General features: G+C 67.3%; 14 protein-coding genes. 3 read left to right on the top strand and 11 right to left on the bottom strand.

Features of this window, described 5'->3' with window-relative positions; all coding sequences use genetic code 11:
- Positions 1-29: 29 nt before the first annotated feature.
- Positions 30-1,481 (top strand): sensor histidine kinase, encoded by a 1,452-nt coding sequence (locus tag MCHLDSM_RS33910; RefSeq protein WP_048474023.1) that lies wholly within the window; start codon positions 30-32, stop codon positions 1,479-1,481.
- Here the strand turns inward: MCHLDSM_RS33910 and MCHLDSM_RS33905 are convergent.
- Positions 1,474-1,878: an HIT family protein gene (locus MCHLDSM_RS33905; protein WP_048474216.1), complete on the bottom strand. Its 405-nt coding sequence runs from the start codon at positions 1,876-1,878 to the stop codon at positions 1,474-1,476. The two genes, MCHLDSM_RS33910 and MCHLDSM_RS33905, sit on opposite strands and share 8 nt — an antisense overlap.
- Positions 1,879-1,925: 47 nt before the next feature.
- On the opposite strand from MCHLDSM_RS33905, the gene MCHLDSM_RS33900 reads away from it, so the two are divergent.
- Entirely contained in the window at positions 1,926-2,117 is a 192-nt protein-coding gene (locus MCHLDSM_RS33900) for a hypothetical protein (RefSeq protein WP_048474022.1), read from the top strand.
- On the opposite strand, the gene MCHLDSM_RS33895 is transcribed toward MCHLDSM_RS33900, so the two are convergent.
- On the bottom strand, positions 2,087-3,619 hold the full coding sequence (locus tag MCHLDSM_RS33895) for an adenylate/guanylate cyclase domain-containing protein (protein WP_048474021.1): 1,533 nt from the start codon (positions 3,617-3,619) through the stop codon (positions 2,087-2,089). The genes MCHLDSM_RS33900 and MCHLDSM_RS33895 overlap by 31 nt on opposite strands.
- 130 nt (positions 3,620-3,749) lie before the next feature.
- On the opposite strand from MCHLDSM_RS33895, the gene MCHLDSM_RS33890 reads away from it, so the two are divergent.
- Positions 3,750-5,402, top strand: coding sequence for a long-chain-fatty-acid--CoA ligase (locus MCHLDSM_RS33890; protein ID WP_048474020.1), 1,653 nt, complete (start codon positions 3,750-3,752; stop codon positions 5,400-5,402).
- On the opposite strand, the gene MCHLDSM_RS33885 is transcribed toward MCHLDSM_RS33890, so the two are convergent.
- The 9 genes from MCHLDSM_RS33885 to MCHLDSM_RS33845 form a co-directional block, all read right to left on the bottom strand.
- Positions 5,392-6,228 carry an SDR family NAD(P)-dependent oxidoreductase gene (locus MCHLDSM_RS33885; RefSeq protein WP_234714270.1) on the bottom strand — a complete coding sequence of 279 codons (837 nt, stop codon included), beginning with the start codon at positions 6,226-6,228 and terminating at the stop codon, positions 5,392-5,394. The two genes, MCHLDSM_RS33890 and MCHLDSM_RS33885, sit on opposite strands and share 11 nt — an antisense overlap.
- A gap of 28 nt (positions 6,229-6,256) precedes the next feature.
- Positions 6,257-6,685: a nuclear transport factor 2 family protein gene (locus MCHLDSM_RS33880; RefSeq protein WP_048474018.1), complete on the bottom strand. Its 429-nt coding sequence runs from the start codon at positions 6,683-6,685 to the stop codon at positions 6,257-6,259.
- A gap of 102 nt (positions 6,686-6,787) precedes the next feature.
- The gene (locus MCHLDSM_RS33875) at positions 6,788-7,921 is read right to left on the bottom strand and encodes an NDMA-dependent alcohol dehydrogenase (RefSeq protein WP_048417146.1); all 1,134 of its coding nucleotides are present in this window, start codon (positions 7,919-7,921) and stop codon (positions 6,788-6,790) included.
- Positions 7,922-8,014: 93 nt separating this feature from the next.
- Positions 8,015-8,554 (bottom strand): nuclear transport factor 2-like protein, encoded by a 540-nt coding sequence (locus MCHLDSM_RS33870; protein ID WP_048474017.1) that lies wholly within the window; start codon positions 8,552-8,554, stop codon positions 8,015-8,017.
- A 2-nt stretch (positions 8,555-8,556) separates the two neighbouring features.
- Entirely contained in the window at positions 8,557-8,763 is a 207-nt protein-coding gene (locus MCHLDSM_RS33865; RefSeq protein WP_048474016.1) for a ferredoxin, read from the bottom strand.
- 4 nt (positions 8,764-8,767) lie between these two features.
- The gene (locus tag MCHLDSM_RS33860; RefSeq protein ID WP_048474015.1) at positions 8,768-10,117 is read right to left on the bottom strand and encodes a lanosterol 14-alpha demethylase; all 1,350 of its coding nucleotides are present in this window, start codon (positions 10,115-10,117) and stop codon (positions 8,768-8,770) included.
- Entirely contained in the window at positions 10,114-10,938 is an 825-nt protein-coding gene (locus tag MCHLDSM_RS33855; RefSeq protein ID WP_048474014.1) for an SDR family oxidoreductase, read from the bottom strand. The genes MCHLDSM_RS33860 and MCHLDSM_RS33855 overlap by 4 nt, the downstream gene beginning before the upstream one ends.
- A 12-nt stretch (positions 10,939-10,950) precedes the next feature.
- Positions 10,951-12,159, bottom strand: a complete 1,209-nt coding sequence (locus MCHLDSM_RS33850) for a cytochrome P450 (RefSeq protein WP_048474013.1) — start codon at positions 12,157-12,159, stop codon at positions 10,951-10,953.
- Positions 12,156-12,752: a TetR family transcriptional regulator gene (locus MCHLDSM_RS33845; RefSeq protein WP_048474012.1), complete on the bottom strand. Its 597-nt coding sequence runs from the start codon at positions 12,750-12,752 to the stop codon at positions 12,156-12,158. Before MCHLDSM_RS33845 ends, MCHLDSM_RS33850 begins: the two co-directional genes overlap by 4 nt.
- Positions 12,753-12,835: the final 83 nt, after the last annotated feature.

Here is a 12,835-nt window from a genome sequence, read left to right as displayed (position 1 = left end):
CACCGGTGGTCACCGTTGACAATGGAGGCGTGGATCAGATCAGACGCGGCGTCCCGCTCCGAGTAGGACTGGTCGCCGCCACGCTGCTCCTGGTGGCCTGCGGGCTGCTGGCCTCCGGGATCGCGGTCACCACGATCATGCATCACAGCCTGATCAACCGCGTCGACGACACCTTGCTCGATGCGTCGCGGGGCTGGGCACAGGTTCCGCGGCAGACCCCGGCCATCCCGGCCGACCAGGGCCCGAACCCGGCCCGTCCGCCGTCGGACTACTACGTGCGCGGGATCGACCCGGACGGCCATGCGTGGGTCGCGGACAACGACCGCGATGCCGAACCCGCGCTGCCTTCGAACAACGACGTCGGACCGGGGCCGGTCACGGTCGGCAGTCTCGACGACAGCAACGTGGAGTGGCGCGCGATGACGGTGCGCGGCCCCCGCGGGGAGCTGACCACGGTCGCCATCGACCTCTCCGATGTGAAGTCGACGACGCGCGCTCTGGTCTACGCCCAGGTCGGCATCGGTGTCGCGGTGCTGATCGTGCTTGGCATCGTCGGTTACGCGGTGGTGCACCGAAGCCTGAGGCCACTGGCCGAGGTCGAGCAGACGGCCGCCGCCATCGCCTCCGGGCAGTTGGACCGCCGCGTGCCCGAACGCGATCCACGCACCGAGGTCGGCCGGCTGTCGCTGGCGCTCAACGGCATGCTCGCCCAGATCCAGCGGGCCCTCGCCTCGTCGGAGTCGTCGGCGGAGCAGGCTCGCGAGTCCGAGGACCGGATGCGCCGGTTCATCACCGACGCCAGCCACGAGTTGCGCACGCCGTTGACGACGATCCGCGGCTTCGCCGAGCTGTACCGGCAGGGCGCCGCCCGCGACGTCGAGATGCTGATGAGCCGCATCGAGAGCGAGTCCCGCCGCATGGGTCTGCTCGTCGAGGATCTGCTGCTGCTGGCCCGCCTCGACGCGCAACGTCCCCTCGAGCAGCGCCGGGTCGACCTGCTCGCGCTGGCCAGCGACGCCGTGCACGACGCGCAGTCGATCGCGCCGCGGCGTCCGATCCGCATGGAGGTCTTCGACGGGCCCGGCACCCCGGAGGTGCTCGGTGACGAGGCGCGGCTGCGGCAGGTGCTGTCCAACCTGGTCGCCAACGCGCTGCAGCACACGCCGGAAACGGCCGGGGTCACCGTCCGGGTGGGCACCGACGGCGACACCGCGGTGCTCGAGGTGTGCGACGAGGGGCCGGGCATGAGCGACGAGGACGCGCAGCGGGTGTTCGAGCGGTTCTATCGGGCCGACTCGTCACGGGCCCGTGCCAGCGGCGGCACCGGTCTGGGCCTGTCGATCGTCGACTCGCTGGTCTACGCGCACGGCGGCAAGGTCGCGGTGACCACCGCGCCGGGCCGCGGATGCCGGTTCCGGGTCAGCCTGCCCCGCATCGCCGAGGCTGCGGTGCCCGAGGAGCCGTCGGTACCGGTCAGCTGAGTTCGGCGATCGCGGCCTTGATCTTTCGCTGCGCGTCGTCGAGCGATTCCGGCGACGGGTTGTTGTCCACGTTGGCGAATCCGAAGTCCGACAGGTCGCGCGCCGGGAAGACGTGCACGTGCAGGTGCGGCACCTCGAGACCGGCGATGATGACGCCCGAGCGTTCGGTGTCGAAGGCCCTGCACACCGCCTTGCCGATCAGTTGGGCGACCTCCATGACGCGGGCGAAGACCGGGGCGTCGATGTCCTGCCAGTTGTCGATCTCCGCGCGCGGCACCACGAGGGTGTGGCCCGGCGTCATCGGCTGGATGGTCAGGAACGCCACGATGTCGTCGTCTTCGTAGACGAATCGGCCCGGCAGTTCGCCGTTGATGATCTTCGTGAACACGGTCGCCATGATCACGAGCATGCCATCCGAGACGGCTGTGGCTACGAACACATCACATGGAAGCCAATGAACTGAGCCAGCTGCTGCTGGCGTCTCCGCTGTCTGCTGTTCCGGCCGCCGTCATGGTGGTGCTGACTGCGCTGACCATGCGCTCGGTGATCAAGCGCGAGCAGGCCATGCTGCCGCAGCGCCGGCCGTCGGACGTGGCCCGCGCGTCCTACGTCGACCGCTGGCGCACCCGGCCCTGATCGGTCTCGAGACCGAACACCTGGATGGGTGCCGACTTTCCTTTCAGGACATGAAAGCCGCGGTCGGTCAGCCCGGATGGGCTGGTGGCCATGGCGTCGAGGCACTGCTTGGTGAGCAGGATGCCGTCCCCCGTGGTCTTGGTGAGTTGCTCCACGCGGGATGCGACGTTCGTCGTGTCGCCGATGACCGCGAACTCGAGATGGCCGCCTCCGCCGATGGTCCCGGCAATCACCACCCCTGAGTTGATCCCGATACCGATCCGCATCCTGCTGCCGAAGCGGTCGGCGACGAGACGCTGGATCACGAGGGCGGCGGCTACCGCGGCGTCGGCGTGATCGGCGATCTCGTTGGGAGCGCCGAACACAGCCATCAAGCCGTCGCCGAGGAATTTGTTGATGTGCCCGCCGGCATCGACGACGGCGGGCACGACGATCTCGAACAGCGCGTTCAGTCGAGCGACGGTGTCCTCGGCGGTGTTGACCTCGGCGAACGCGGTGAAGTCACGGACGTCGAGGAACATGACGCTGACCTCGCGGCGCTCGCCGGTGAATGCATCGTCGCCCTGCGCGAGGAGTCGCGCGGACAGAGCCGGATCGACGTAGTTTCCGAAAGCCGCGTGAAGTCGTTGTCGCTCAGCCAAACCCGCCTGCATGCGATTGAACGACGCCGCAAGCGCGCCCAGATCGTCGTCCTGCACCACCGGCAGCCGTTGACTGTAATTCCCCGCCGCGACGCGCTCGGTGCCCCTCGCGAGGTCGCGTATCGGTAAGAACGACTGGGAGGATGCCGCCCCGACGGTGATCGGAACCGCGAAGCCGACAGTCATCCCCGCGCCGACCAGGACGGCGAGCGCGGGTTCTGCAGCCGCCCGAAGAATGACCGCCCCCAGTATCGCGCCGGATATCGCGTTCCCGAACACGGCCGCGAGCAGCGCCATGTTCGACCAGGCGGCAAAACTCGGTCGTGAGCGGGGAAGTGAGTCACCGATTCCGCTGTCGCCACCGATGTCGATCCTGACCGGTCGCATCGCGCCCTCCAAGAAGCTGCGTGCCCCGACAAGTTGGGCTCCGGCTCCGACGGCGACACCCAGGATCGCCCACTGCGCGAGCCGTGACGCGCCGGCCCCGGCGCTTGTCCCGACAGCGATCGCGGTAGCCGCCATCGAGACACCGGTGGCCACCACTGTGCGCGTCACAGTCTGCCGAGCCCAGCTGTAGGTGGCTGTCAGTGCACGTCGACGATCGACCTCCTGGCCAGCGGCCCACCGTTCCACGACACGTATTCCGCCCAGGCCGGGCAGGATGTTGACGAACGTCATCACCGGCACGGCGATCGCCACGATCCCGGCCGCCGCGACATAGCGATCGGATTCCTCGAAAGCGACGATCGCGAACGCCGACAGAAGGAAGACCGCCACGCCGATGCCGCACGCGACCGCATAGACCACCCAGGAGTATCTCGTCGCGCAGTGCTTCCACGCCCATTGCCAGATGCGGTCCATTGGGGGAGGTTAGAGGGCTGCGCCCACCCTCATCGGCGTTTCGCGGGCCTCGGTGAGCGGTGGTCGAAGGCATCCCGGCGAATACCGCCGTGCCGCCGACACCTGAGCCGCGGTTGGCTAGCCTGGCCGCATGCTGGGTTTGATGCAGGACCGGCCGCTGCTGATCTCGTCGCTGATCGACTACGCGTCGGCCTTCCACGGCGACACCGAGATCGTGTCGCGCCTTCCGGAGGGTCACGTGCGGCGCTCGAGCTGGCGTCAGGTCGGTGAGGTGTCCAAGCAGGTCGCCAACGCGTTGACCGAATTCGGTGTCCACCAGGGCGACCGGATCGCCACACTGGCCTGGAACAGCGACCGCCACCTCGCGCTGTACTTCGGGGTCTCCGGCTCCGGTGCGGTGATGCACACCGTGAATCCGCGCCTGTTCCCGGAGCAGATCGCCTACATCATCAACCACGCCGAGGATCGAATCCTGTTCTTCGACATCACCTTTGCACCCCTTGTCAGCAGGCTCGCACCCGAGCTGGACTCGGTGGAGGCCTTCGTCGTGATGACCGACCGCGAGCACATGCCGGACGTGCCCGGCATCGCGGCGGACAAGCTGCTGTGCTGGGACGAGTTCATCGGCAGGCAGTCCACGCACTTCGACTGGCCCGAGTTCGACGAGCGCAGCGCCTCGTCGCTGTGCTACACCTCCGGCACCACCGGCAATCCGAAAGGCGTTCTCTACTCCCATCGTTCGACGATGCTGCACACGCTGATGGCGGCGGCCCGGGATGCCAACGACGTGCACAGCGGTTCGGTGATCCTGCTCGTCGTGCCGATGTTCCACGCCAACGCGTGGGGTACGCCCTACACCGCGGCGATGGTGGGCGCCACACTGGTGCTGCCCGGCCCCCACCTCGACGGCGAATCCGTCTACGAGCTGATGAAATCCGAAGGCGTGAACCAGTCGCAGGGCGTGCCGACGGTGTGGATGATGCTGTTCTCCTACCTCGACGAGCATCCCGAGATCGATCCGCACGAGTTGGGGCTGCGCATCGCCGGCACCGGCGGCGCCGCGCTCCCGTTGTCGATGATCGAACGCTTCGAGCGGGACTTCGGCGCCCAGGCCATGCAGGGCTGGGGGATGACCGAGACGTCCCCGCTGTGTGTGATCGGCCGGCTGTTACCCAAGCACGAGCGGCTCAGCGACAGCGAGAAGCACCAGATCATGCTCAAGCAGGGCCGGGGGATCTGCGGTGTGGAGCTCAAGATCGTCGACGACGACGGCAACCGGTTGCCCTGGGACGGCAAGGCATTCGGTGAGGTGTGGGTGCGCGGACCGTGGATCGCCAGCGGCTACTTCAAGGGCGAGGGCGGGGACAAGCTCGACGCCGAGGGGTTCTTCCCGACCGGCGACGTCGCGACCATCGACCCCGACGGCTATCTGCAGCTGGTCGACCGCGCCAAGGACGTCATCAAGTCCGGCGGCGAGTGGGTGAGTTCCATCGACCTGGAGAACGCGGCCACCGGGCACCCGGCGGTCGCCGAGGCCGCGGTGATCGGGGTGCCGCACCCGAAGTGGCAGGAACGGCCGCTGCTGCTGGTGGTCTTGCGCAAGGGGCAGAGCGCGACTCGCGAGGAGATCCTCGACTACCTGGCCGGCGAGGTCGCCAAGTGGTGGCTGCCCGACGACGTCGTGTTCGTCGACGAGTTGCCGCACACGGCGACGGGCAAGATCCTCAAGCTCGAGCTGCGCCGCCAGTACCGCGACCATAAGCTGCCCGGCGTCAGCTCCTGACCTGTGCCGAGACTTTCCGGGAGATCTCGTCGATGGTCCACGGCGGCGCGTCGTGGTGATCCCGGTAGGCGACGATCAACGGGGTGGGACGATCGAAGCGGCCGACGAATCCGCCTGCGGCGATGAAGATTTGGCCGGTGACGTCGGCGGCGAGATCACTGGCCAGGTAGGCGTAGATGGGCGCCGCGTACTCCGGCGGTGCGGCGTCCAGGGCGCCCTGCATGCTGACGTCGTCGAGCAGGCCGCGGCGGTTCAACGCGGCGATGTGCGCTTCGTACTCGGGCCCGGTGGACAGCCGGGTCTTCGCGCCGGGGCACACCACATTGGCGCGCACCCCGTGTTCGGCGAGTTCGGCGGCGATGGCCAGCGTCAGACCGTTGACCGCGCCCTTGCCCGCCGGATACCCGGTGCCGCCATAGTCCCCGAGGAACGCGAACGAGCTGGTGTTGACGATCGCGCCCGATCCCTGTTTCGCCATCAACGGCGCTGCGGCGCGGCAGGTCTGGAACACCGTGCCCAGATGCGCGTCGATCAGGTCCTGGAACTGCGCGGGTGTGATCGTCAGGATCGAGGAGCCGGTGGGCTCGGCGGTGCCGGCGCAGTTGACCAGGATGTCGATGCGCCCGAACTCGCGCACGCACGCGTCGATCAGCGCGTCGGCGACCGCCGGGTCCGACGGCGAACCCGCGTGCCCGACCGCACCGGCGATCCCCTGCGCCGCTTGCGCGACGGCGTCCGGGTCGCGTCCGTTGACCACGACACGGGCGCCCAGGTCGGCCAGCAGCGTGGCCACCGCCAGTCCGACGCCCCGCGTGCCGCCCACCACGACCGCGCCGCGACCGGACAGCGGTGCGCTAATCCGTGGTCCCTGCTTCGGAGAACGTCATCGCGTCCATGTTCCAGTAGCCGCGCAGGTTGGTGATCAGGCCGGCCGCGTCGACGCGGTAGGTGAACACCCCGCGAACCGTCGCGACGAAGCCGTTGGGGAACGTCGTCTCCAACACCAGGATGTAGGCGATCTCCGTCGGACTGCTGGACGGGAACGTCTCCTCGCACGTGACGCGCAGCCGGTTCGGCCCGATGTTGGCGTCGTAGAAGGCGGCGAGCGCCTCCTTGCCGCGCACCCCGGTGCCGTCGGGATTGGTGACGGCCTCACCGATCGGGTCCTCGACGACGATGTCGTCGGCCATCAGGGCGAGCCAGCCCTCCCGGTCGCCGCTCTGGACGCACGTCCACGACGCGCGGGACGCGGCGACGACGGGTGCGAGATCGAGATCTGTCATGCGCACTCCTTCAGCGACGACCTCGGCGCCGAAATTGCATTCCAGCAGGGCTTTACTCGAACTTCCGCTGCCGGAATGCAAGTTCGCGCGAAGGGTGGGGGGTTACCGGTCGGCGTCGGTGTAGCGGATCACGCCGCGGATGTTGCGGCCCTCCAGCATGTCCTTGTAGCCGTCGTTGATCTGCTCGAGCTTGTACTGCCGGGTCACCATGTCATCGAGATTGAGCCGGCCGGCCTTGTACATCGACAGCAGCTGGGGGATGTCGAAGTGCGGGTTGCCGCCGCCGAAGATGGTGCCCTGCAGGTTCTTCTGCAGCAGGGTGAGCATCGACAGGTTCAGCGTCACGTCGGAGCTGGCCATGTTCGCGACCGCGGTCACGACGCAGGTGCCGCCCTTGGCGGTGATGTTGAGGTAGTTGTCGATCTCTTCGCCCTTGAGCTCACCGGTGGTGATGATGGTCTTCGAGGCCATCCGGCCCTGGGTGACCTCGGCGACGCCCATCATCGCGCTGCCGATGTCCGGGTAGGCGTGCGTGGCGCCGAACTTGAGCGCCTGATCGCGCTTCCACTCGACCGGGTCGATGGCGAAGATGTTGCGGGCGCCCGCATTGAGCGCGCCCTGTAGCGCACCCATGCCGACGCCGCCGATGCCGGCGATCACGACGTCGTCGCCCGGGCGGACGTTCGCGCTGCGCACCGCCGAGCCGTAGCCGGTGGTCACACCGCAGCCGACCAGGCAGGCCACCTCGAACGGGATGGACGGGTCGATCTTCACGACCGAGCTCTTGTGGACGACCATGTACGGGCTGAACGTGCCGAGCAGGGTCATCGGGATGACGGGGGTGCCGTCCTTGACCGCGTGGATGCGGTGGGTGTTGTCGGACACCGCGGTGCCCTGCAGCAGCATGGCGCCGAGGTCGCAGAGGTTGCGCAGACCGGCCTGACAGGACGGGCAGGAACCACAGGACGGGATGAACGAGAGCACGACGTGGTCACCCGGCTCGAGACCTTCGACGCCGGGGCCGACCTCGGTGACGATGCCGGCACCCTCGTGGCCGCCCAGGACCGGGAAACCGGCCATCGGGATGTCGCCGGTGACCAGGTGGTGGTCGGAATGGCACATCCCGGACGCTTCCATCTGGATCTTGACCTCGTCCTTGACGGGGTCGCCGATCTCGATCTCCTCGATCGACCAGGGCTGATTGAACTCCCAGATCAGAGCGCCTTTGGTCTTCATATCTCCTGCTTTCCGACGGGTGCCTCTGTCACCACACTAGAGGCTCTAGTTAGCCACATCACACCGCCCCCAAGCAACCGCTTGGTGGTGTGATCACCAGATCGGGACGGGGGCCTCGCCGAGGGGGTAGTAGCCGGGCAGTTTCTCCCCGGCCAGCGAGCGCTCGATGCGCTTCTGCATGGTGGGGGTGAGGTCGCCCGACTCGATCAGCTTCAGGAACGCCTTCTGCACGTGGCCGAAGTCGAAGAAGTCACGCTGCCACTCGATGAGCAGCTGGTCGTTGAGCCGGAACCAGCTGCCCCCGATGCCGTAGATCTCGTCGCGGGACCCGTCGGACTTGTTCGCGATCTGCTTCCAGAACCCGACGATCTCGTTCTGCTTCTCGTCGATGAGCACCTTCTGGTACTCGTAGACCCAGTTCTCCAGGCCCTCCATCTCCAGGCCCAGGGCGACGTCCCGGATCTCGTCTTTGTTGACGCACATGACGTCTTCCTTGGGGCCGATGTTCCAGCCGTAGGTCGCGTCGTCGGTGTAGAACTCCGCCAACGGTTTCCAGTCGCCCGCCTTCTCGGCGTCCTGGTTGGCCTTCAGCCAGCGGTCGACCCAGTCTTCCAATTGCTCACGTGACGCCACTGTCAGTCCTTATCTGTGATTGAAATTGCTCGGGTGGGGCACATCTCGACGGCCCGCTCGACGTCCTCGCGGATCTCGTCGGGAGGTTCGGCATCGAGGATCTCGACGATGCCCCGCCGGGGCACCGAGAACACGTCGGGCGCTTCCAGTTCGCACATGGCGTGGCCCTGGCACAGATCGGCGTCGACCTCCACGCGGTAGCCGCCCATCGCCTCAGGCCCTCCTGCGGTAGCGCACCTTCGCCGGCCTGGCCAGCTGCACCACCATCTTGGAATGATCGTTGCGGTAGCTCTCCGGCGGCTGCGCCATCTCGAACTCGTACTCGCGCAACAGAACCGAGAAGATCGCCTTGATCTGCATCTGGGCGAACGCCGCGCCCACGCACCGGTGCTTGCCGGCGCCGAACGGGATCCACGTCCACCGGTTGATCAGGTCTTCCTGGCGCGGCTTCTCGTAGCGGTCGGGGTCGAACGCGTCCGGGTCGGGAAAGTCCTCGGGGATCCGGTTGGAGATCGCCGGCGAGGCCGCCACCATCTGCCCCTTGTGGATCGGCAGGCCGGCGACCTCGAAGTCGTCCTGGGCGACCCGCATCAGGATGATCAGCGGCGGATGCAGGCGCAGGGTCTCCTTCAGCGCGTTGTCGAGCTTCGGGATCTGGCGCAGCGCATGAAAACTCACTTCCTGGCCGTCGGCGTAGAGCTCGTCGAGCTCCTGCTGGACCTGCGCGTAGAACTCCGGGTGGCGAAGCAGTTCGATCAGCGTCCACGACGACGTGCCCGAGCTGGTGTGGTGGCCGGCGAACATCAGCGAGATGAACATGCCGGTCACCTCGTTGGCCGAGAACCGGGGATTGCCCTCCTCGTCCTTGATGGACACCAGGACGTCGAGCATGTCGCGATCGGCTTTGTCCTTGGGCGGGTTGGCGATTCGGCCGTTCATGACCTCCTGCACCAATTCGACCAGGCCGGCGCGGGCTTCGTCGCGGATCCGGAAGCTCTCGATCGGCAGGTAGGGGTCGACGTAGCACAGCGGATCGGTGCCGCGTTCGAGCAGGTGGTAGTAGTTGGCGAACCGCGAGTCGAGCTGGTTGCGGAACTTGAGGCCGATCAGACACGCCGTCGAGGTGTAGATGGTCAGTTCGGCGAAGAACTCGAGGAGGTCGATCTCGCCGGCGTCGCCCCAGTTCTCGATCATCCGCCGGACCTCGTTCTCGATGGTCGTGGCGTGGCCCTTCATCTGCTCACCGCGCAGCGCGGAGTTGTGCAGCATCTCCTTGCGGCGCTCCGGGTCGGCGTCGAACACCACGCCCTCGCCGAAGATCGGCGTCATGAACGGGTAGGCCTCGGCCTGATTGAGTTCGTCATCGCTAGACCGGAAGAAGAACTCGTTGGCCTCGGCGCCCGAGAGCATCACCACCTGCTTGTCGGCGAGCTGGAACCAGCCGACGTCTCCGCACTCCTCGCGGATGCGCGTCATCAGTCCGATCGGATCGGTGCGGAACTCCTCGAGGTGGCCGTGTTCCTCCTCGCCACCGGAGACGCGGGGGACAGTAGCGGTGGTCATGAATTCAGCGCTTCCTCGTCGACTTTGAGTTGCTGGCGTTCCTTCGTGTGCGCCAGTGGAGCTTCGGGTTGCAGTTCCATGTTCGCGATGAAGCCGCCCCGCGGCGTCTCGGCGACGAACGTGATCGCCCGGGCGAGGTCGGCGGCGCGCAGGAAGTAGTCGTGACGGGCCTGACCCCACTTGGCCCAGTCCTCGAGCGCGGGACCGATCAGCTCGGCGGGCAGGCTCCAGCCCATCGAGGTCTTCGTCGGCCCGGGATGCACGATCGACGCGCGCACGCCGGTGCCCTCGAGTTCCATCTGGTAGTTGGTGACCATGGCGACCAGCGCGGCCTTCGCCGCTCCGTAGGCGCCCATGTGCGGCCTCTGGCGCAGTGCCACATCGGATCCTACGAAAATCAGGTCGCCGCGCTGGCGTTCGATCATGCCGGGCAGCACCGCGGTGGCGACGCGGTTGGCGCCGATGAGGTGGATCTGGACCTGGGACTCGAACTGCTCGGTGCTGATCGCGTCGAGCTTGCCGAAGTAGGTGTCGCCGGCACCGGCGACGAGCACCTCGATGTCGCCGAGCTCGGAGGTGGTCTGCTCGACGCAGGCTTTCACCGAGTCGGGGTCGGTGACGTCGAGGTGCACCGCGATGGCCTCGCCCCCGTCGGCGCGGATCTGTTCGACGATCTCCTGGCACTTCTCGACCCGGCGGGCACCGAGGGCGACCGGAAAACCGTGCGCGGCGAGGTCGACGGCGGTGGCCGCGCCGATGCCGGAGGACGCTCCGGCGATCAGGGCGGGCCTGCGGTCGGGAAGGGGATCGAATCGCGGCATGCGACAGGCCTTTCAGCGCACTTTCACGTGGATGGGCAGGTGGGCGAACCCGCGGACGTTGCTCGAGTGCACGCGGACGGCGTTGGCCTCGTCCACCTCGTAGCCACGGATTCGGGTGAACAGTTCGGCTAGCGCCACCCGGGCTTCCATCCGGGCGAGGTGCGCCCCGAGACAGAAGTGCGCGCCGCTGCCGAAACTCATCAGCTTCGAGCCGATCTCGCGTCCGATGACGTAGTCGTCGGGGTCGTCGAAGACACGTTCGTCGCGGTGCGCCGAACCGGGCAGCAGCAACAGCACCTCCCCGTCGGGGATCACGGTGTCATAGAGGGTGAGCTCACCGACGACGGTGCGGGCGAGGATCTGGCTGGACGTGTCGTAGCGCAGCGTCTCCTCGACCCACAGCGGCACCCGGCTCAGGTCGTCGTACACCGGGGTGAGCTGATCCGGATTGCGGTGGCCCCAGAAGGCGGCATTGGCAAGGAGTTTGGTGGTCGTCTCGTTGCCGGCGATCACCATCAGGAACATGAAGCCCAGGATCTCGTCGTCGGTGAGGCGGTCACCGTCGATCTCGGCTTCGAGCAGCGCCGAGGTCAGATCGTCGGTGAGCGCGGCACGGCGCTCGGCCACCATGTTCTGGTAGTAGACGATCAGGTTGATCGAGGCCTCGACCGCCGCGGGCGGGACGTCGGTGACCCCTTCATCGCGGTGCATCACGCCGTCGGCCCAGGCGCGGACCTGCGCGCGATCGGCCTGCGGAACCCCCATCAGTTCGGAGATGACGTCCATCGGCAGCTTGCCGGCGAATTCGTCGACGTAGTCCACGGTTTCGCCGTCGGCGGCCTTGTCGAGCAGGGTGTCGAGGTGCGCGACGGCGATCTCGGTGACCCGGGGTTCCAGCTCGCGGATCCGGCGTGGGGTGAAGCCCTTGGAGACCAGGGTGCGCAGGCGCAGGTGGGCAGGATCGTCCATCGCCAGGAACGACATCGTCTTCGACGCGTGGGGGCCGCGGGACGCCGGGTCGAGCGACACCCCGAACTTGTTGGACAGCGTTGTGCTGTTGCGGAATCCGGTCAACACGTCCCGGTGTCGCGACAACGCCCAGAAGCCCAGATCCGGGTTGTGGTACAGCGGGGCCTCGTCGCGCAACCGCTGGTAGTACGGGTACGGATCTTCGTGGAAGTCGTAGTCGTACGGGTCGAGCAGGATCTCGCTCGTGGTCATTTCTCGTCTCCGACGATGAGGCCCACCACGTAGCTGAGGCGGTCGGCGATCTGGTGATAGGTGAACGCGCCGCTGCCCGCGTTGACCAGCGCGCCGAAGAACGTCATCTCCAGCGCGGCGAGGGTGCGGGGATCGGCATCGGGGCCGACGGCCGAGCGGATGCGCCGGTGGATCTCGCCGCCGATGCGTTCGCGCACGGCGCGCACCGCCGGATCGTTGCCGGACAGCAGGGCCGTGGTGCAGGCGGCCGCCACCTCGGGTTCGTCGGCCACCGTCAGGGCCATGCTGCGCAGCGTCTTCTCGACCCGGCTGGCGGTGCTGTCGTTGACGTCGGTGAAGTACTCCACCTGCTGCACGAGATCCAGGTAGATCTCGGCGATCAGGTGGTTCTTCGACGAGAAGTAGGTGTAGGCGGTCGCGGGTGCGACCTTCGCCCGGGCCGCCACCGCGCGCACGGTCAGTTCCGCATAGGACGATTCGCGCAGCATCTGCAGGCCGGCCTCGAGCACCTTGCGGAACGTCTCTTCCTGCCGCCGGTTGCGGCGCGCCGACCGGTCGGCCTCGGTGATCGCGGCGGCGGCATCACTGGACACATGTCCAACGTATCTGACGCCGCGCTCGGCAGGCAAGCAGTTCGGTAAAACTCCTGATGTAGACGGCAAGTCGTCGTATGAGG

It is taken from the genome of Mycolicibacterium chlorophenolicum, assembly GCF_001044235.1.
In the GTDB taxonomy this organism is placed as follows: domain Bacteria; phylum Actinomycetota; class Actinomycetes; order Mycobacteriales; family Mycobacteriaceae; genus Mycobacterium; species Mycobacterium chlorophenolicum.
The sequence above is the reverse complement of the archived record's forward strand: the minus strand, read 5'-3'. Positions and strand labels throughout refer to the sequence as shown.

Bases quoted from the DNA above. Each gene is read 5' to 3' on its own strand.
- MCHLDSM_RS33905 (WP_048474216.1), bottom strand. From the start codon at position 1,878: ATGGCGACCGTGTTCACGAAGATCATCAACGGCGAACTGCCGGGCCGA.
- MCHLDSM_RS33900 (WP_048474022.1), top strand. From the start codon at position 1,926: ATGGAAGCCAATGAACTGAGCCAGCTGCTGCTGGCGTCTCCGCTGTCT.
- MCHLDSM_RS33895 (WP_048474021.1), bottom strand. From the start codon at position 3,619: ATGGACCGCATCTGGCAATGGGCGTGGAAGCACTGCGCGACGAGATAC.
- MCHLDSM_RS33890 (WP_048474020.1), top strand. From the start codon at position 3,750: ATGCTGGGTTTGATGCAGGACCGGCCGCTGCTGATCTCGTCGCTGATC.
- MCHLDSM_RS33880 (WP_048474018.1), bottom strand. From the start codon at position 6,685: ATGACAGATCTCGATCTCGCACCCGTCGTCGCCGCGTCCCGCGCGTCG.
- MCHLDSM_RS33875 (WP_048417146.1), bottom strand. From the start codon at position 7,921: ATGAAGACCAAAGGCGCTCTGATCTGGGAGTTCAATCAGCCCTGGTCG.
- MCHLDSM_RS33865 (WP_048474016.1), bottom strand. From the start codon at position 8,763: ATGGGCGGCTACCGCGTGGAGGTCGACGCCGATCTGTGCCAGGGCCAC.
- MCHLDSM_RS33860 (WP_048474015.1), bottom strand. From the start codon at position 10,117: ATGACCACCGCTACTGTCCCCCGCGTCTCCGGTGGCGAGGAGGAACAC.
- MCHLDSM_RS33855 (WP_048474014.1), bottom strand. From the start codon at position 10,938: ATGCCGCGATTCGATCCCCTTCCCGACCGCAGGCCCGCCCTGATCGCC.
- MCHLDSM_RS33850 (WP_048474013.1), bottom strand. From the start codon at position 12,159: ATGACCACGAGCGAGATCCTGCTCGACCCGTACGACTACGACTTCCAC.